The following is a 19,013-nucleotide window of genomic DNA, read 5'->3' as shown; positions in this document are numbered from 1 at the left end:
CGTAGCCCTGCTGTGGCTCAGGACCAGTCCGGCAGGTATTCCCGGGTGGCCCGGTCCACGGCCATCGTGTAGGTCCAGTCGGTGCGGCCGCGGGCTCCCCAGGCACGCCAGCCCTGCCGGTCGCTGTGCGCGAGCAGCTGCACCCCGGCCGGTACCCAGGTCATCGCCATCGGGGTGAACAGGGGTAGATGCGCCACCGCCTGGCAGAACTGCCGCCACCGGTTCACCAGCTGCGGCTTGGACCAGGGGCCGAGCACCACCATCACCCGGCCGTGGCCCATCCGGTTGGCCACCAGGTCGATCTCCCAGCCGAAGCCGGCCCGCACCTCCCGGGGGGTGGCGGAGAGCACCACGGCCCGCGCGGTGCGGGCGTAGTGCTCCACATGCGCCTGCCACTCATCGTTGCTGAAGCTGGCCCGGGCCGCGCCGATCGGTGGCAGCTTCGCCCCCGGCGGCGCGATCGCGATCACCGGCCCGGTCATCGACAGCTGACGGACCAGCACTTCCTCGAACCGCACCCTGCGAAACACGGTGAGCGCGCCGATCAGACCCCGGCGGCGGAGCAGTCCCGGCATCTTCAGGGTGTCCTCGTCGAAGCTGCGCAGGTACAGGTAGTGCGGGCGCCGGTCCCGGGCGAGAGCGTCCGCCACTGTGGCCGCGCGCAGGCGCTGGCCGAGTAGATCCAGGGCGAACAGCACCATCAACCCGGGAAGCAGCACGAAGAAGATGAAGCCCAACGACATCGTGCCCGTGTCGGCCCCCCAGCCGTAGAAGAGTCGCGCGAACGGCTCCGGTCGCTGGGCGAGCTGGCTGCCTGTGGTGACCGGCCAGCCCGGCATGATCTCGTCGTAGGCGAGCGCCAGCAGGTACACGGCAATCAGCACTGGCAGCAGTGCGTAGGCCACGGAGCTGAGCAGTACGCCGAGCACGCCACGCCAGCCGGTCCGGTTCAGTGCGACGCTGCGCCCGCGCTCGACCGGGTGGGGCGGCGCCACTTTGTAGGCCAGCGCCAGCACTCCGACTAGCAGGGCGGCGATCGCGGTGATCCCGAGCGCCTGCTCCGAAGTGCCGGTGATCGCGAAGCCGAGCCCCAGCAGCACTCCGGCGAGCGCCAGTCCCCAAGCGATTCGGCGGATGAATCGCCGGACCCGCGCCCAGCGGACTGCGGTGGTCAGGTCCTGCACGCGCGGCGGGTGGTCGCCGATGGTGTAGCGCGGGCGCAGGAGCGCGAGGATGAGCCGCCAGGGCAGGACCAGCAGGGCCCAGAGCATTCCAGGGCCAACAAAGGCCAGCACGAACACCAGAGTGAGGTCGAACCGGTTGTCGGCGGGTGTTCCGGACATCGCAGCGGCAATCTCGGTACTGACCCAGGAGGACTCCTGCGCGCACTGTGCCGCGGCGTCGCTGCTGCAGCTGACAGCTACCCGCACGAGGATGTGCTCGCGTTCCGGGTCCTGGTCCATCGCCCACTGCCGGACGATCTGTTGGTCGGTGGGCAGCCACCACACCCGATCGTCGGAGTGGTCAAACACCGAGGCGTCGCCGAGCTCCCTGCCGGTCGGCTCATCCCACATTCCGGCACCCATTGCCGCCCCGGATTCCGCACACGGAATGATCCGCCAGGCAATCTGACCCTGATCGGAGGTCCAGGTCCACTGCTCACCTGCGTCGCACCCGGTCGCGGCGGCCCATTCGGGCAGCTCGGTGTACTCGGCCGTACCCCATTCCGGGCCCGGCTCCCACACCGGCGTCTCGTCCGCAGCCGCGGGAAGGGCGTTTCCGAGCACGACGGCGCAGCACACCATCAGCATCAGGCTCACCTTGGCCAGGACTCGCGTCACGTCCACTCCCCCGTCTCAGCGTGGCCGATGATAGCCGGGGGGCCAGATCACCTGCAGGTCAAGGCTGAGCTCGCGGGCACGAGCGACGATCTCGGCCGACCCGCCCACACCGCGGGCCGGTTCGCTGTCCCAGACGGCGATCAGCAGGTCGGCGTTGGCCAGCATCGCCATCCCGGCGTCGCGGTACGCGGCCGGCGATGGTTCCGGATGGTCCAGAGTGCGCACGGAGTCCGCACGAGCGAGCAGCTCGGCGTACTGGCGCCGGTCCCGGGCTGCGGGCAGGCTCTCGGCGTACCCGGCGGACGGGATGATCACCTCGACCGGGATACCGCGCTGCACCGCCGCCGCAGCGACGAGCTGGTCCGCACCCTCGGCCAGGCTGGTCACCACCCGGGCCGGGCGGCCTCCGGCGACGGCCTCATCGAGCACTTCACCCACTCGGGCGGTGATGTAGGCGGTGGCGGCGGCGTCGAAGGACCGGTGCCCGGTGACGGCGATGCGGACCGGGTCCCTCCGTGTACCGACGCGGGCGCTCCTCGCGCTCATGCTGTGCTCCTCGTGCACACGCCCTGCGGTGCCTCGCTCATGCAGCAGACTCGTCGCTGTTACGCCCCGCCTCGGCCAGCCGGAGTGTCTGCCAGGCGGACAGCTCATCGCCCATCAGCCGCTCCGCACGATCCACGAACGCCGGCCACACCTCCTCGGTGAGGTCCTCCCGCGCCCCGGCGAGCAGCGTGGCCAGCGTGGCGGCGGTGCGCCGGTAGGCACCCGCAGTGCGGCGGTGCTGGCGCATCTGGTTCCAGGCGCCGAAGGCCGACGCCATCGCCGCGAAGATGCCCAGCAGGTCCAGGTCAAGCAGTCCGGCCGCCTTGACCACTGCGGAGGCCAGGCCCGCGGCCTCCGCCAGCAGCATGCCCACGAACCACCGGTCCGCCAGCGTGGTGTGCTGCTGGCTCTTCCTCGCGTACCACCGCAACTGGTCGGCCAGCCGGTCAGTCAGATACGACTCCCGCCTGGTCTCGAAGTCCTCAGCGCGCAGCCTTTTCATCGCCGGGGTGAGATACGCCAGGTCGGCGCCCTGGTCCGCGAGAGTGACCCCCAGGTCGAGGATCTCGTCCTGCTGACGTTCCAGGAACAACCGGCGGGCCGATCGGGCGTCCATCTCCTCCGGGTAGGGCGTGCCACCGACGGCGTAGCGCCAGCTGTCCCCCTTGGTGGACTCCGCCACGGCGCGCGCAGTGAGCCACTGCGTCTCGGAGTCCTTCGTGCTCCGGTACACCCGCAGCATCAGGCTGGTACCGAAGCAGAGGGCACCGAGGATGGCCACAGCGTCGGCATCGGTCCCCGGGATGATGAAGGCGAACGAGCCGCAAGCGGCAGCCACCACCAGCAGCGTGTAGTGCAGCCGCATGCTCCAGATGAAGGCTCGCTGGCTGCGGATCGCGACGGCGTCCGCCGCCTGCACCACCTCGGAAAGGTCGTCGTCGGCGAGGGTCACGGCAGGCATGGCCGCCATCCTGCCACCTCGCGCCCGCTCACCGGGCGGCAGAACTCCCCATCCGGCGCGGCTCACGCACCGCTACCAGGTCATCCCGGTGCACCACCTCGCGGTCGTTCCCGTCCCCGAACGCGTCCCGCAGCTGCGCGGAGGTACGCCCCATCCGCTCGGGCAGCTCCTCGGCGGAGTAGGCCACCAGACCGCGGGCCACCACCACGCCGCGGGTATCGGCCAGGTCGACCGGGTCGCCGACCTCGAAGTCGCCTTCCACCCCGGTCACTCCTGCCGCGAGCAGCGACTTCTTCCCCACGGTGATCGCGTCCACCGCCCCGTCGTCGAGGATCACCCGGCCACGGGTGTGGGCGGCATGTGCCAGCCACAGCCGGCGCGTGCGGATCCGGCGCCCGGTGGGTGCGAACCAGGTTCCCAGGTCCGCACCGTCGAGCACCGCAGCAGCGTTCTCGGCACTGGAGAGGACCACGGGGATCCCGGAACCGGTAGCGATCCGGGCCGCCTCCACCTTGGTCACCATCCCGCCGGTGCCCAGCCGGCTGCCAGGTGCGGTGATCTCCAGACCGTCGAGATCAGCGGTGCTGGCCACCACCGGCACCCGGGCGCTGCCCGGCCGGGAAGGTGGGCCGTCGTAGAGGGCGTCCACATCGGTCAGCAGCAGCAGGGCGTCCGCCCGGGTCAGGTGAGAGACCAGCGCCGCGAGCCGGTCGTTGTCACCGAACCGGATCTCGTGGGTGGCCACAGCATCGTTCTCATTCACGATCGGCACCACGCCGAGGTCCAGCAGCCGGTTCAGGGCGCTCTGGGCATTGCGGTAGTGGCTGCGCCGGATCACGTCCTCCACAGTGAGCAGCACCTGCCCCACATGCAGGCGATGGCTCGCGAACGCGCGCGTGTAGTGCGCCATCAGCAGCCCTTGGCCCACCGACGCTGCGGCCTGCGCCATGGACAGGTCCCGAGGCCGGCCGGGCAGCCCGAGCACCGTCAGCGCCGAGGCGATAGCGCCGGAAGAGACCAGGGTCACCTGGCTACCCGCCTCGATCCGGCGAGCGAGGACGTCCGTCAGGCGGGTGAGCTTGACCACGTCCAGCCGCCCCACCTCGTCGGTCAAGGAGGAGGATCCCACCTTGACCACGAGCCGGCGGGCACGGGCCGGGTCGGCCAGAGCTGTCCGGTCGGTCACGGTCACGAGCCGGAGTCCTCGCCTTCGGCCCACAGTTCATCCCGGGCGGCGGCCTTGGCGTCCATCCGCTCGTGGAACTGTTCCCGCTTCTCGGAACGGGTGGGCCGGTGGCGCTCCTCCAGCCGCAGGTCGCTGCCCCGAGGACCACCGAGCAGCTCCGCCCCGGTCGACATGGTGGGCTCCCAGTCGAAGACCACACCGTTCGGGCCGTCGCCGATCACCACCTCGTCCCCCGCCTGGGCGCCGGCGGCGAACAGCTTCTGCTCGACACCGATCCGGGCGAGCCGGTCGGCGAGGTAGCCCACCGCCTCGTCGTTAGCAAAGTTGGTCTGGCGCACCCAGCGTTCTGGTTTGTCTCCGCGCACCAGGTAGTACACGTGGTCGGTGCTCCGCCGGGTCACGGTGAACCCGGCATCGCCGGCCGCCTTCGGGCGCATCACGATCCGGGTCGGGTCCGGGGCGGGTTCGGCTTCCCGAGCGGTCTGCACCAGCTCGGCGAGGGCGAAGGTGAGCGGGCGGAGCCCCTCGTGGGACGCCGTCGAGATCTCCAGGACGCGCAGGCCACGCGCCTCCAGATCGGGACGCACCAGCTCGGCGAGATCGCGGGCCTCGGGTACGTCGATCTTGTTCAGCACCACCAGCTGCGGGCGTTCGGTCAGTGGCGTGCGCCCGCCGCTGATCTCCAGGTCCGCGGCGTAGGCGGCCAGCTCAGCCTCGATCACGTCCAGGTCGCTGATCGGGTCACGCCCGGGCTCCAGGGTGGCGCAGTCGAGGACGTGCACGATCACCGCGCACCGTTCGATGTGCCGGAGGAACTCCAGACCGAGGCCCTTGCCCTCGCTGGCGCCGGGGATCAGACCAGGGACGTCGGCCACGGTGAACCGCTGCTCACCGGCCTGCACCACGCCGAGGTTGGGCACCAGCGTGGTGAACGGGTAGTCGGCGATCTTCGGCCGTGCCGCCGAGAGCGCCGCAACCAGAGATGACTTTCCGGCGCTGGGATACCCGACCAGGGCGACATCGGCGACGGTCTTCAGCTCGAGCACCAGATCGTGCTCCTGGCCGGGCTCGCCGAGCAGCGCGAACCCGGGGGCCTTGCGGCGTGGGGACGCCAGCGCCGCGTTCCCCAGCCCGCCGCGCCCGCCCTGTGCGGCCACGAACCTGCTGCCGGCACCGACCAGGTCGGCCAGGACGTTCCCGCGGCCGTCCTTGACCACAGTGCCGTCCGGGACGGCGAGCTCCAGGTCCTCACCGTTACGCCCGGTCCGCATGTCACCGGCGCCCTGGGTACCGCTGGTGGCGCGCCGGTGCGGAGCGTGGTGGTAGTCGAGCAGGGTGGTGGTCTGCGGGTCCACGACGAGCACGACGTCTCCGCCGGACCCGCCGTTGGCGCCGTCCGGTCCGCCGAGCGGCTTGAACTTCTCTCGTCGCACCGAGGCACAGCCATTCCCACCATCGCCCCCATGCGCGTGCAGCAGCACGCGGTCGACGAAGCTGGTCATCTCCTCACCTCCGGTGAGAGTGCCCACCTGCTCGGCCGACGACGGCTACCCAGGAGGCGACGATAGAAAAAACGGCGGGGGCCCAGCGACGTCTCGCCGCTGCGCCCCCGCCGGAGGTACTAAAACTCAGGCGTCGGCCAGAACGATGTCCACGACCTTGCGGCCCCGGCGGGAGCCGAACTGCACGGCGCCACCCTCGAGGGCGAACAGGGTGTCGTCCCCGCCGCGGCCCACGTGGTTGCCCGGGTGGAAGTGCGTGCCCCGCTGGCGCACGATGATCTCGCCCGCCTTCACCCGCTCGCCGCCGAAGCGCTTGACGCCGAGGCGCTGTGCATTGGAATCGCGCCCGTTCTTGGAGGAGCTTGCGCCCTTCTTCGTTGCCATGGTGGCCCTTTCGTCTCTAAGAAGCTGGTCTGAGCTGACAGTCGGCTCAGCTGATGCCGGTGACCTTCAGGCGGGTCAGCTGCTGACGGTGACCCTGACGCTTGCGGTAGCCGGTCTTGTTCTTGTACTTGACGATGGAGATCTTCGGGCCCTTCTCGTCCCGCACCACCTCGGCGGTCACGGTGACCTTGGCCAGCGCGTCGGCGTCCGAGGTCACCTTCTCCCCGTCGACCAGCAGAACGGGCTTGAGCTCTACGGACTCGCCGGCGTCGGAACTCACTCGGTCCACGACGACGATGTCGCCGACGGACACCTTCTCCTGACGGCCGCCGGCCTTGACGATCGCGTACACCACGTTCTTGCTCATCTCTGTCGCTCGCGTTGATCTGGGCACCCGCGCGCTCGCATCGAAGCGGCAGAGCCGCAGACATGAGCCCACGCCGTTCGGCGCGCACAGGCAGCGGTGCACTGGGGCACCGCCGTCCAAGATTACGCGAGGCAGGGCAGATGGGGCAAACCACCACGACGTGACCTGGCTCTCCCTCAGTGCGCAGAACGGCTCAGGTGAGGCCCAGGATAGCCTGCCCGCCGGACACGACGGCAGCCGCCGGGTATCTGGTCCCGCGCGACGGTGATGACCTCACCGAGGAACGCCTGGATACCCGGCGACTGCCGTCACATCCTCAGCTGTCCAGGTATCCGTTCGGGTTGAGGACGTACTTCACCGCCGTACCGGAGTCGAAGTCGGCGTAGCCGGCCGGCGCCTCGTCCAGGCTGATCGCCGTGGCGTTCACGTTCTTCCCGATGTTCACCCGGTCGTGCAGGATGGCGTTCATCAGGCCGCGGTGGTACTTCATCACCGGGCACTGACCGGTGACGAAGGCCAACGACTTGGCCCAGCCGGTGCCCAGGCTCAGGGACAGCGAGCCCTTCTTCGCGGCCTCCGTGCTGGCACCCGGGTCACCGGTGACGTACAGGCCGATGATGCCCAGCGACCCACCGGAGCCGGTGATGTCCATCAGCGAGTTGAGCACGGTGGCCGGCTTCTCCGTGCCTGCGTCCGCACCGTGGCCATGAGCCTCGAACCCGACCGCGTCCACTGCGCACTCCACCTCCGGTTCGCCGAGGATCTGCTCGATCTGCTCAGCCGGTTCGCCCTTGGTCAGGTCGATGGTCTCGCAGCCGAAGGCGGCGGCCTTCTCCAACCGCTTGGCGTTCATGTCGCCGACGATCACCACGGCGGCACCGAGCAGGAACGCGCCGGTCGCAGCGGCCAGCCCGACCGGTCCTGCACCGGCGATGTAGACCGTGGAACCGACGCCGACGCCGGCACTGACGCAGCCGTGGAAACCGGTGGGAAAGATGTCCGAGAGCATGGTCAGGTCCATCATCTTCGCCAGCGCCTGGTCCCGGTCCGGGAACTTCAGCACGTTGAAGTCCGCGTAGGGCACCAGCACGTACTCGGCCTGGCCACCGACCCAACCACCCATGTCCACGTAGCCGTAGGCACTGCCGTACCCGTCCGGGTTGACGTTCAAGCAGACACCGGTCTTGCGCTCCTTGCAGTTCTTACACCGCCCGCAAGCGATGTTGAACGGCACGGAGACGATGTCACCGACCTGCAGGGTCTCCACGTCTGACCCGAGCTCGATGACCTCGCCGGTGATCTCGTGGCCGAGGACGAGGTCGGCCGGTGCCGTGGTGCGGCCGCGCACCATGTGCTGGTCCGAGCCACAGATGTTGGTCGCGACCGTCTTCAGAATCACGCCGTGCGGTACCTTGCGCCCGACGTTCGCCGGGTTGACACCTGGTCCGTCCTTGAGCTCGAACTCGGGGTAAGGGATGTCCTGGATCTCGACCTTGCCCGGTCCCTTGTACGCGACTGCTCGGTTCGTTGCCATGTCCTGCTCCTTCGCTGGAAAGCGCGGGCAGGTCCGAGACGGACGGGGCCCGCTGGATGATGCGGAGCCGTAGCGCCGGGCTGAACATCGCTCGACCGCCGTGGTCCACATGATCGATGCCTGGGGCCGTTCCGATGCACGCCGGGACGACCTGACTTCGACGCTAACACCGGTACCACCGGTCAACAACCGGACGGTGCGGGAGGGTGCTGAGCAGCGCTGAAACGGGCCGAAGTCCCCATGTCGCTGGCCGGGGTCGAGCGGCTGGGGCCGATAACGTGGGCACCGATGAACGAGCAGCGCCCGGTGCCGCCCCAGTACCCGACCACAGCCACCCTGATGCTGCTGGCCGACCGCGGTGACCCGTTCCAGCGGACGAGCGCGCAGGCGGCCTCGGCCCGGCAGGTGATCACCGACCTGCTGCAGCTACTGCCCGCGGACCAACGCGAGTTCGGCGAGCAGTTCGAACCGGCCGCTCACGCTCTCGCCCACGCGGTGGCGACCCTGAACACCTGGCAGCTCTCCCCCCAGGAGGCGACGGTGCTCACGCTACCGACGGTGCCGTCCTGGGGTGAGGCACCGATGCTGGAAGACGTCTGGGTGGGCCGGGAGCCGCCTCGGCTCACCGGTGAGGCGGTGTACGGCTTCCAGGGAGCGATCACCCCGCTGCTCGCGCATCTGCTGAACGCCATCCGGAACCTGGAGCAGGGCAGTTACGCCTACGGTGCCGGACTGCGCCGGGTGATGCTGGCCGCGGCTGTGGCCGAGTTCGCCGCGCGGGTGGAGGCGGCGGTGAGCATCTACACCGCGGCGGTGTGGGACTTCGAGCGCCCCTCGATGCCGACCGGCGCCGTCAGCTCGGCGCGGGTGGAGTTGCGCAGCAGTCCGCGGGCGCACCCGCAGGCGCGGTGGGCCCGCGCGGCTCGGGTGCTGTTCCTGCCGGGCCGGATGGAGATCACCACTGCTGACGGTCTGGAGGTGATCGGCGACCAGGTGCCCATCGCGGGGCTGATGCATGTGGTGCCGCCCTCGCCGCGAGCCGTGCTCACTGCCTACGACCCGGCCGAACGCTATACCCGGCTCGCGCTGCAGGACGAGCTCGGTGCGGTGCACCTGTGCGACGCCGACGGCTACAGTTTGGGCGCGATCGCGGTGGCGGACTGGCTCAGCCAACCGGAGCTGCAGATCGCCCAGCAGGTGGCCACCATCGCCGGGGAACGGCCGATGGCCGCTCGGGACAGGTTGGTGTGGGGACTGCAGGTGTCCGGAATCGTCGACGGCGCTGCGGTACTGGGCGTACCCATCCGCCGGGGGGTGATGCATCCGCCGAGCCGGGCGCCGATCACCACCGGTACGCCGGCCACCTCCTCGCCCCCGGCTACCCCGGGCTATCAGCCACGGGCACTGATCCGTCTGCTCCGCCCAGCGCCGCACCATCAGCCCTACCGGGGCACGGCCGCCAAACCGCAGGCAGCCCATAAGCGGCGCCAGCAACGCCTGAAAACCTGGCGCAAGGACACCGGGCCCGGCTCGGTGATCAACCACGTGGTGCGCGGCGCTGCACCGGCCGCGATCTGGATCGGCGGGCTGGGAAGCGCGTATCTGTTCGCGGAGACGATCTGGGCGCGGGTGTGCCTGCTCTGGGCGATCGTGGCGGTGCTCGAACCCTGGCTCTGGTGGGTGTTCGAGCACCTGCGGGACCGTCACCCCCGGCGGATGACGGCGGCCTACCGCCCAGGCCGCTACCCGGGTGGCAGCCGCGCCTTCGCCGGACGTGCCGCGCTGCTGTTCGACGGAACAAACATCGGCGTGCGTGGACCGCAAGGGCATATCGCCTGGGCGGCCGGCCCGTCGGACGCCCACCTGGGAGTGGTGGCTGTCCATCGGTTGATGGACGGCGGTATGCCCTGGGCGATCGCGCTGGTGGACCACGGTGGCCGGTGGCGGTTCGTCCTACCGATCGCGCAGTGGGTCCCCAGTGGCGATCTGGGCGGTCTGGCCGGGTTCGCCAAGGCGGCCGGGTTGACCGTGGCCGACGCTCAGGCGCACCAGGTGCCGGTCACCGAGGACGTCTTCGATGAGCGGACTCAATCGACGCAGCAGCCGAGCTTCGGCCCGCCCACCCGCGGGATGGTGATTCTGGCGGGGTGGTGCCTGATGGTGGTGCCGTTGACACTGGCCGGCAGCCGACTGGCCACGTTCACCCTGCTCGCGCTGGCAGCGGTCGCGACCGTGCCGGCGGCGGCCCGGTGGCTGTGGCACAGGATGCTCGCGCGCCGGACCCCGGTGAACTGACCCGAGCATGAGCTGACCCCGAGCACCAGTCGAGGCGCTCGACTGGTGCTCCGGGGAATCAGTTCGCGTCCGGTGGGCCGTTCGGCCCGGTCAGGAGGTGCCGGTGCTTGTCTGTTCCGCGCTGGCCGATTCGGTGTTCTGAGCCGGCTCCTCGGTGCTCTGGTCCGGCTCCGCCTCCGGGGTTGACGCCTGGTCCGGCGCTGCGCTCGGCGCCTGGTCGGCGCCCTGTGCCGGCGCTGCGCTCCGCGCTTGGTCAGCGCCCTGGTCCGGCTCCTCGTTCCGCGCCTCAGCGCCCTGGTCCGGCCCCGCCTGCTGAGGCTGGTCAGCACCGCGGGGCTCGCTGGAGGCTGCCGGAGCCGCATCATCGGTGCGTACGGCCTCATCAGCCGCAGGAGTCGCAGGGCGCCCGCCGTCAGTGTCCGCACCCTCAGCCGTCGGCGACGGCGGCGCGTCCACCTTCGCTTCTTCGCTCTCGTGCGCATGTGCTGCAGCCGCGGCGATCGTGGCCAGGGTGGCCTTCACCTGCGCCCGCTGCTCGTCGTCCACCTCGGGTTCGGCCGGGGTGGCCGTTGCCTTCGCCTCGCTCTTGGACTTGCGCCGCCGACCAGAACGAGATCCGTCCGACCCTGCACCGGCCTCGGAGCCGCCGGAGCGGGACTCGACCGGTTCGGAGTGCACGATGATGCCGCGGCCGTTGCAGTGCTCGCAGTTCTCGCTGAACGCCTCCACCAGGCCCTGGCCGACCCGCTTACGGGTCATCTGCACCAGGCCGAGGGACGTCACCTCGGCTACCTGGTGGCGGGTACGGTCCCGGCCGAGGCACTCGGTGAGACGGCGCAGCACCAGATCCCGGTTCGCCTCCAGCACCATGTCGATGAAGTCGATCACGATGATGCCGCCGATATCCCGGAGCCGGAGCTGGCGGACGATCTCCTCAGCCGCCTCCAGGTTGTTCCGGGTGACCGTCTCCTCCAGCGTGCCACCGGATCCGGTGAACTTGCCAGTGTTCACGTCCACCACGGTCATTGCCTCGGTGCGGTCGATCACCAGCGAACCACCGGAGGGTAGGAACACCTTGCGGTCCATCGCCTTCGCCAGCTGCTCGTCGATCCGGTGACTGGCGAAGACGTCCTTCTCCTCGGTCCACTCGCTGATCCGGTCGGTCAGGTCCGGTGCGACGCTCTCGATATAGCCCGAGATCGTGCGCCAGGCCTCTACACCGGAGACCACCAGCGACTTGAAGTCCTCGTTGAACACATCCCGCACCACCCGGGTGGCCAGTTCGGGTTCACCCTTGAGCAGCGTCGGTGCCGAGGTGGACTTGCGGCCCACCTTGGTCTGGATATCGGCCCACTGCTTGGTCAGCCGGTCCACGTCCAGGCGCAGTTCCTCCTCGCTGGCACCTTCGGCGGCGGTGCGCACGATCACGCCCTGCCCGTCCGGGACGATCTCCTTGAGCAGCTTCTTCAGCCGGGCCCGCTCCGTGTCCGGGAGCTTGCGGGAGATACCGGTCATCGCCCCGGAGGGCACCAGCACCAGGTATCGGCCGGCCAGGGTCACCTGTGCGGTGAGCCGGGCCCCCTTGTGTCCGATCGGGTCCTTCGTGACCTGCACCAGGATGGAGTCGCCGGAGTGCAGCGCCTCTTCGATCCGGCGCGGCTGACCCTCGAGGCCGGCGGCGTCCCAGTTCACCTCACCGGCGTAGAGCACCGCGTTGCGGCCCTTGCCCAGGTCCACGAATGCCGCCTCCATCGACGGCAGCACGTTCTGCACCCGGCCCAGGTACACATTGCCGACCATCGACGTCTGCGACTTGCGCGCCACATAGTGCTCGACCAGGACATCGTCCTCGAGCACCGCGATCTGGGTCTTGCCGTCGCGGGCTCGCACCACCATGCTGCGTTCCACCGACTCGCGGCGCGCGAGGAACTCGGCCTCGGTGATCACCGAACGGCGCCGGTTGGCGTTCCGCCCTTCCTTACGGCGCTGCCGTTTGGCCTCCAGCCGGGTGGAGCCCTTCAGTGCGGTGACCTCATCGCCACCGGAGCCACCGTTCTCACTGCGCGACCCCCGGCCGCCCCGCCGGCGGCGACGCCGACGGGAGCTACTCCCGTTCGACTCCTCCGTCGAGTCGCCGCCACCGGAGTCGGCGCTGCTCTCCGCGCTCGCTGTGTCCTTCTTCTCGGCCTTGCCCGCCTGGCCGCCCTTGCCTGGCTCTTTGCCAGCGTCCTTGGCGGACTGCTCGTCGGCGGCAGTGGAGCCGCTCGACTCACCGCTGGTGCCGTCGCTGTCGTGAGCGGCGTCGCCGTCGTTGGCGTCGTTGCCGTCCCCGGAGCCGGGGCTCTTCCGCCGGCCGCGGCCACCGCGCCGGCGACGACGCTTACCGGCCCCGGAGGAGCCGCTGTCATCGCCGGTGGAGGTCGAGCCGTCGCCGCCGTCCTCGGCGTCACCGTCGGAGTCGTCCCCCTGGCTGGCGGTGGCGCCGGTGGACTGGGCACCGGATTCCTCCGACCCGGTCGATCGTGGTCCGCGGCGACGTGAGCCGGTGATGTCCGGAGCCTGGAACAGCAGCGCCGTCGCCGGCAACCGTGGTGCGTCGTCCTCGGACTCCTCCTCGTCGGTCTCGTCGGTGCTGTCCTCGTCGGAGTCCTCGGTCTCCCGCTCGGGCAGGTCGATGTCGATCGCCAACTCCTCGGCGGATCCGTCCCGCGCTGGTGCCGGCTCGGTGTCCGGCTGCACGCCGAACGCTGCGAACACGTCCAGCGACGGCGCCATCTCTTCGGCGGCCTTGGCCTTGGTGCTACGCCGGCGCTTCTTCGCGTTCTGGGGCTCGTCGGCGCTCTCCGGCGGAGTGGTCTGCGCAGCGGTCTCGACGGCGTCGGCCACGTCCGCAGGAGGATGCCCCGCGTCCCGCTCGGCCGCTGAAGTTGTTGCGGCATCAGAACCGGTGGGCTCGCTCTGCGGCGCACTCGCCTCCGCAGTGGCGCGGCGTGGCCGGCTGGAGCGGCGGCTCCGGGTGGTCCGGGCGGGTGCTGCGGCCTCCTGCACCGGGGTTTCCACCAGTGCGGACTCGGCGGCCGCACCCTGTTCGTGGCCGGCGGCCGAGGAGTCCGCAGTGTGACCGGACTGCTCAGCGGCTGTCTCCGGCGGCGCGGTCGCCCCGGGTTCCGGGGCGGTCGCCGCGGGTTCGGGTGCAGTCACTGGTGCGGTGGCCCGCCGGGACCGTCGAGCTCTCGGCGCCGACTGCGCCTGAGCATCCTGCGCTGCTGCTTCTGCGGTGTTCTGTTCTTCTGACACGGGGGTACTCCCGGGTGCCACCGAGCCCCAGCCATACCCACCTGGCGCTCAGCAGCGATTTCACGGCCCGTGCGGGCCTCCATGGTCATCAAGTCCTCATGCTCCGGCCTCGCGAGTGCTCGCGTTGACCCTCTGCCAACGTCATCACGTGCCATGTGGGCACGTTCGCCGGGTGGTCGGCCCCGGACCGCGCCGAGCCTCTCGGCGGCGCGTGTTCCGCAACCCCAACTACCTTTGCTGATGTCGCTGGGTGATACCGGCAGGTACGGTCGAGCCGGTCACCGCAAGCAGTATCGCACAGCGGGGACGTACTTACCTGGAACCCGAAGACGACCCGCCGCCACGGCGAGCCGCTGCAGGCCCGGCGAGCACCGCCGTCGACCATGAAACCATCACGACCCCAGACTGCCGCCACCCGGCCCGCGGCCTGGTTCCCGCGGCCCTGGCAGAATCGAGGGATGACGCAGCAGCATCTCCTCGCGCTGGTGGTGGCAGTCGCCGCCCTGGCCCTGCTCGGCGTGACGGTATGGGCGTGGCGGGGACGATCGGCGGCGGCTCGGTTCTGGATGCCGGAGACACTCGTCGGGAGCTGGCAGCTGGAGCGGTGCGTGCTGCTCGGGGCGCCGACCTTCGCGCTGATGATGCTTGATGCTGCAGTCATGGCCAGCATCCGGACACCCGAGGTCACGGCCGTGGGTGGTGTGATCTTCCTGCTGCTGTGCCTGCCGTCCCTGTACTTCATCCTCGCCTTCCTGCCGGTCCCCTTGGCGCTGTACCCGCGCTGGGCGAAGGAGATCAAGGAGTGGCGCCGCCAGGCGAACGCGGAGCTGGACGCATGGCTGGCCGAGCGGCGCTCGCAACGGTGAGCGGACCGGGATGAGCGCCCCTGTGCTCGAGGCCATCCTGACGGTCACCTCGCACCTGGACCTCCGAGAAGCGCTGCGCAACCTCGTGCGAGCCAGCAGCGACCTGACCGGTGCCAGCTATGCCGCGATCACGATCATCGACCCCTCGGGTGACGTGGAGATGTTCGTGGACACCGAAGGCAACCCGGAACCGGTATCGACCGCTGGACGCGGGGCGTACCTGGAGGTCCCGGTTCTGCTGCGGGAGGCGACCTACGGGAATCTCACCCTCACCGGGCGGGACAGCCCGTTCCTCGCCGAGCAGGCAGACCAGGTCCGGATGCTCGCTGCGGCGGCAGCGATCGCCGTGCAGAACGCACGCCTCTACGACGAGGCCCGGACCCGGGAACGATGGCTCGCCGTCGGGCAGGAGATCACTACCATGCTGCTCTCCGGCACCGATGTGGAGGAGTCCCTCGGCCTGATCGCGGTTCGGATGCGGCAGGTGGCGCGCGCGGACACCGCAGTGATCGTGCTGCCCGGGGTCGGCAGCGACTGGGTGATCGAGTTCGCCGACGGTGACCCCGTCGGCGACCTGATCGGCATCGTCATGCCACCGCACGGCCGGGCGATGGCCGTGCTGGCCGACGGACGCGGCATCATCGTCGACTCGTTCGCCCGGGCGCGCCCGTTGAGGGTGCCGGAGTTCGGCCGGTACGGGCCGTCGCTGTACGCGCCGCTGGTGGCCGCAGACCGCAAGCTGGGCGTGTTCATCCTGCTCCGGAACAAGGATGCCCCCGAGTTCACCGAGAACGAGCTGACCATCGCCGAGTCGATCGCTCGGCAGGCGGCGCTGGCGCTCACCCTGGCCGAGTCCCGGCAGGCGGCGGACCTGGCGTCGCTGCTCGCCGAACGGGGGCGGATCGCACGGGACCTGCACGATCTAGCGATCCAGCAGCTGTTCGCCACCGAGCTGCAGCTGCGTTCGGCCGCACAGGCCACCGCGGACCCGCAGGCGGAGCAGAACTTCGAGTCGGCGCTGGCCGGCGTGGACCAGGCGGTCGCCCAGATCCGTTCGATCGTGCGCACGTTGCGCACCGACGCCCAGGAGTCCCCACTGCTGGTCCGGCTGCAGCGGGAGGAGTCCCTGTCGCGGATCGGACTCGGCTTCGCGCCCACGCTGAGCATCGACGGCCCGTTGGCCGAGGACCCGCAGCTGGAGGAACGACTCGGGAGCGACCTCGCCGACGATGTGGTCGCGGTGGTGCGGGAAGGCTTCGCCAATGCCGCCCGGCACGCCGGTGCCACTGCTGTGCACGCAGCCGTCCAGCTCGAGGTGGACCGGCTGACCGTGCAGGTCAGCGACAACGGCACCGGAGTCGATCCGCACCGCAGCCGCCGTTCCGGACTGGCCAACCTGGCGGCCCGTGCCGAGGCGTACAACGGCACCTGTGAGCTGGTGGCCGGGGAGGTGGGCTCGGTGCTCACCTGGACGGCGGAGCGCCGTTGAGGCGCGGTGAGGACGGCGGACAACCGCTGCGACGGCTCGTACGGCGGGTGAGGCCGGTCAAGCCGATGGCACGTCGTGGCTGTGCAGCTCGGCGAGCACCCGATCCCGGGCGAGGCTGATATGCCCCGCCAGCGCGTGGCACGCCGCCTCGACGTCGCCTACGGCAATCGCATCGATGACCGCTTGGTGTTCAGCAGTCACGGTCGAGAGCGTGGTGCGCCGGTGCGCCTGGTACTGCCCGATCGTCAGTTGGATCTCACCGGAGATCATCTCGTACATGCGGCTCAGTCGCTCACTCTCGAAGCCTCGCACGAGGCCCCAGTGGAACGTGATGTCGGCCTGGACGAGTTCGGTGAACTCGCCGTGCGCCTCGGCTGCCTGCATCGCTTGCTGAGCGCGGGTCAGCTCCTCCGGGACCTTCTTCTTGCCCGCCAGATGCGCGACTGCGGTCGACTCGAAAGTCGACCGGCTGAAGAAGAGGTCCCTGATCTCAGCATCGGTCAGCCGCGGCACTACGGCGGACTTGTGCGCCACGCGGCGAAGAAGCCCTAGGGCGGTGAGCCGCTCCAGGCACGCCTTCGCGGTCGGTCGCGCGATACCGTACTCGCTGGCGACTCGAAGCTCCGTCACCTTTTCACCCGGAGCGATATCACCGTTGATGATCCTGCTTCGCAGCGCCTCGAAAAGCGCCTCACCTAGCGAGGATGGTCCGAGTTTGTACTGCGACGACGTAGCCACGTGCATCCTCTCCACTGGTCGTGGCCACTGGGCGCCGAATCCTGTCCGACTCACCACACGGCCCTCACTCATCTCTTGCTAGGCAAGATTACCTGTCGCACGGGCCAACCTCAGTAGCCTTGGGACGGATCGACCACGTTGACCAGCGTGTCCCCGTTCACCCAGCGAGCGACATTATCGAGCACGATCTGGCGACCACGCTCACCGGTACCGGGCGTCGTCGCGCCATTATGCGGAGTGACGATGACATTCTGCAGGTCCCACAGCTCACTGTCAGCGGGAAGCGGCTCGTCGCCATGCGCGTCAAGGCCAGCGCCGGCGATCGTGCCCTCTCGGAGCGCAGCGAGGAGCGCGTCGTCGTCCACGATGCCGCCACGTGAGACCACCACGAGGAACGCGCTCGGCATCATCAGCGCCAGTTCTTCGGCACCGATCAGGCCCCGGGTCAGCGCGGTGAGGGGGGTGGTGACCACAACGAAGTCGCTCTCCCGGAGCAGCTCCTCCAGCCCCTCCCGGTGGTACACCAGACGGACGTCTCCGTCCTGCGCCGGACCTACACTCCGGCGCAGTGCACGGACCTGCATATGGCATGCCAGGGCCTTCCCTGCGAGGTCAGTCCCACTGTTGCCGTAGCCCACGATGCCCAGAGACGCCCCCGCAAGTTCACCGTGCACATAGCGGTCCCACTCCCGCCGCTGCTGCGCCCGGAACCACCGCGGCGCGTCTCGGTTCAGCATGAGCATCAGGAGGAGCGCATGCTCCGCGAGCGGGACCGCCCCGTTGCCGACGGCGGAGGTCAAGAGTGCCTGGTCCGGTATCGCCCCAGCCGCCATCCAGGCATCCACGCCGGCGGCGCTGCTGTGCACCCACCGCAGTGCTGGCAGGAAGCTCAGGTCATCCCCGGGCGAGGCACCGAGGACCGCCCCGACGCGGAGAGGGTCGACTCCGCTCGCCCGACAGCTCTGCTCGCTCACCTGCTCGATCTCCACCACCTCTCGTCCCGCGGCAGCCTGCTTCAGCTGCTGAACGGACGGAGCCGCCGGCCGCTTGACCACGATCGTGTCGATCATCTCGGACCCCCTTCCGGGTCGATCTCGATCACTTCAAGCCCGTGGTCGAGATGCCCTTGATCAAGTACTTCTGCGCAAAGGCGAAGAAGCACAGGATCGGCGCGAGAGACAGCAGCGACATCGCCATCAGCGTCCCCACCCCCTGGTTCGACGTCGAGTCGACCAGGGCATTCAACGCCACCGGCACGGTGTAGACCGCATTGTCGGTCAGGTAGATCAACTGGCCGAAGAAGTCGTTCCAGGTCCAGATGAAAGTGAATATCGCCGTCGTGATCAAGGCTGGCCGCATCAAGGGCAACACGATGTACCAGAACGTGCGGAAGGGGCCCGACCCGTCGATCCACGCCGCCTGATCCAACTCTCTAGGAATCCCCCGGATGAACTGCACCATGAGGAAGATGAAGAACGCATCCGTGGCGAGGAACTTCGGCAGGATCAACGGCACGAACGTGTTCACCAGGTCCAGATTCGCAAAGATGATGTACTGCGGGATGATCGTCACATGCATCGGTAGCATGACCGAGACGAGCACGATCGCGAAGTAGACCTTACGCGCGCGGAACTCCAGGCGTGCCAGGGCATACGCCGTCAGGGAACACGCGATCAGATTCCCGGCGACACAGCTCAGCGCCACGATCGTCGAGTTCGCAAAGAACACCAGGAAGGTGTACTCCCCGACCTCCCAGCCGAGCCTGAAGTTCTCCAGGGTGAGCTCGGTCGGGATGATGCTCGGGTCAGTCAGCACCAGATGCCCCGGCTTGAAAGCACTGACCGCCATCCAGATCAGCGGGTAGAGCATGAAGATTCCGAACAGGATCAGGCCCCCGTGCCGCAGGATGCTGCTACGCCGACGGCGCTGCGTCATCGAGGCACGCTGGCCGAGCCGCCCCGTGGAGGTGGGCGGGTGCTCCGTCGCTGTCATCGTCGATTCAGCCAT

At 69.4% G+C, this 19,013-nt stretch carries 15 protein-coding genes; 3 read left to right on the top strand and 12 right to left on the bottom strand.

What is annotated here, in order from left to right:
- Window positions 1-17: 17 nt before the first annotated feature.
- The 8 genes from FU260_RS09075 to fdhA all read right to left on the bottom strand — a co-directional run bounded on the left by FU260_RS09075 (window position 18) and on the right by fdhA (window position 8,321).
- Window positions 18-1,841: a hypothetical protein gene (locus FU260_RS09075; RefSeq protein WP_147916762.1), complete on the bottom strand. Its 1,824-nt coding sequence runs from the start codon at window positions 1,839-1,841 to the stop codon at window positions 18-20.
- Window positions 1,842-1,856: 15 nt separating this feature from the next.
- On the bottom strand, window positions 1,857-2,387 hold the full coding sequence (locus FU260_RS09070; RefSeq protein WP_147916761.1) for a DUF1273 domain-containing protein: 531 nt from the start codon (window positions 2,385-2,387) through the stop codon (window positions 1,857-1,859).
- Window positions 2,388-2,424: 37 nt separating this feature from the next.
- A complete protein-coding gene (locus tag FU260_RS09065) occupies window positions 2,425-3,348 on the bottom strand; it encodes a DUF4231 domain-containing protein (RefSeq protein WP_168211711.1) in 924 nt (307 codons plus the stop codon).
- 28 nt (window positions 3,349-3,376) lie between these two features.
- Window positions 3,377-4,540 (bottom strand): glutamate 5-kinase, encoded by a 1,164-nt coding sequence (gene proB / locus FU260_RS09060; RefSeq protein ID WP_413038328.1) that lies wholly within the window; start codon window positions 4,538-4,540, stop codon window positions 3,377-3,379.
- A complete protein-coding gene (obgE, locus tag FU260_RS09055) occupies window positions 4,537-6,036 on the bottom strand; it encodes a GTPase ObgE (RefSeq protein ID WP_147916759.1) in 1,500 nt (499 codons plus the stop codon). The genes proB and obgE overlap by 4 nt, the downstream gene beginning before the upstream one ends.
- A 126-nt stretch (window positions 6,037-6,162) precedes the next feature.
- Window positions 6,163-6,420, bottom strand: a complete 258-nt coding sequence (gene rpmA, locus FU260_RS09050) for a 50S ribosomal protein L27 (protein WP_147916758.1) — start codon at window positions 6,418-6,420, stop codon at window positions 6,163-6,165.
- A gap of 46 nt (window positions 6,421-6,466) precedes the next feature.
- Window positions 6,467-6,787: a 50S ribosomal protein L21 gene (rplU, locus tag FU260_RS09045; protein WP_147916757.1), complete on the bottom strand. Its 321-nt coding sequence runs from the start codon at window positions 6,785-6,787 to the stop codon at window positions 6,467-6,469.
- Between the two features lie 316 nt (window positions 6,788-7,103).
- Window positions 7,104-8,321 carry a formaldehyde dehydrogenase, glutathione-independent gene (gene fdhA, locus FU260_RS09040; RefSeq protein WP_147916756.1) on the bottom strand — a complete coding sequence of 406 codons (1,218 nt, stop codon included), beginning with the start codon at window positions 8,319-8,321 and terminating at the stop codon, window positions 7,104-7,106.
- A 288-nt stretch (window positions 8,322-8,609) separates the two neighbouring features.
- Here fdhA and FU260_RS24370 point away from each other — a divergent pair, with 288 nt between their 5' ends.
- Entirely contained in the window at window positions 8,610-10,616 is a 2,007-nt protein-coding gene (locus FU260_RS24370) for a hypothetical protein (RefSeq protein ID WP_147916755.1), read from the top strand.
- Window positions 10,617-10,706: 90 nt separating this feature from the next.
- On the opposite strand, the gene FU260_RS09030 is transcribed toward FU260_RS24370, so the two are convergent.
- On the bottom strand, window positions 10,707-13,913 hold the full coding sequence (locus FU260_RS09030) for a ribonuclease E/G (RefSeq protein WP_244951272.1): 3,207 nt from the start codon (window positions 13,911-13,913) through the stop codon (window positions 10,707-10,709).
- A 458-nt stretch (window positions 13,914-14,371) separates the two neighbouring features.
- Here FU260_RS09030 and FU260_RS09025 point away from each other — a divergent pair, with 458 nt between their 5' ends.
- Entirely contained in the window at window positions 14,372-14,779 is a 408-nt protein-coding gene (locus FU260_RS09025; protein ID WP_147916753.1) for a hypothetical protein, read from the top strand.
- A 10-nt stretch (window positions 14,780-14,789) separates the two neighbouring features.
- On the top strand, window positions 14,790-16,268 hold the full coding sequence (locus FU260_RS09020; protein ID WP_147916752.1) for a GAF domain-containing sensor histidine kinase: 1,479 nt from the start codon (window positions 14,790-14,792) through the stop codon (window positions 16,266-16,268).
- 57 nt (window positions 16,269-16,325) lie between these two features.
- On the opposite strand, the gene FU260_RS09015 is transcribed toward FU260_RS09020, so the two are convergent.
- The 3 genes from FU260_RS09015 to FU260_RS09005 form a co-directional block, all read right to left on the bottom strand.
- Window positions 16,326-17,012 carry a GntR family transcriptional regulator gene (locus tag FU260_RS09015; protein ID WP_147916751.1) on the bottom strand — a complete coding sequence of 229 codons (687 nt, stop codon included), beginning with the start codon at window positions 17,010-17,012 and terminating at the stop codon, window positions 16,326-16,328.
- A 104-nt stretch (window positions 17,013-17,116) separates the two neighbouring features.
- Window positions 17,117-18,076: a D-2-hydroxyacid dehydrogenase gene (locus FU260_RS09010; RefSeq protein ID WP_147916750.1), complete on the bottom strand. Its 960-nt coding sequence runs from the start codon at window positions 18,074-18,076 to the stop codon at window positions 17,117-17,119.
- A 28-nt stretch (window positions 18,077-18,104) separates the two neighbouring features.
- A complete protein-coding gene (locus tag FU260_RS09005) occupies window positions 18,105-19,013 on the bottom strand; it encodes a carbohydrate ABC transporter permease (RefSeq protein ID WP_235912172.1) in 909 nt (302 codons plus the stop codon).

Origin of the sequence: Ruania zhangjianzhongii (genome assembly GCF_008000995.1) — a bacterium.
Taxonomy (GTDB): domain Bacteria; phylum Actinomycetota; class Actinomycetes; order Actinomycetales; family Beutenbergiaceae; genus Ruania; species Ruania zhangjianzhongii.
The sequence above is the reverse complement of the archived record's forward strand: the minus strand, read 5'-3'. Positions and strand labels throughout refer to the sequence as shown.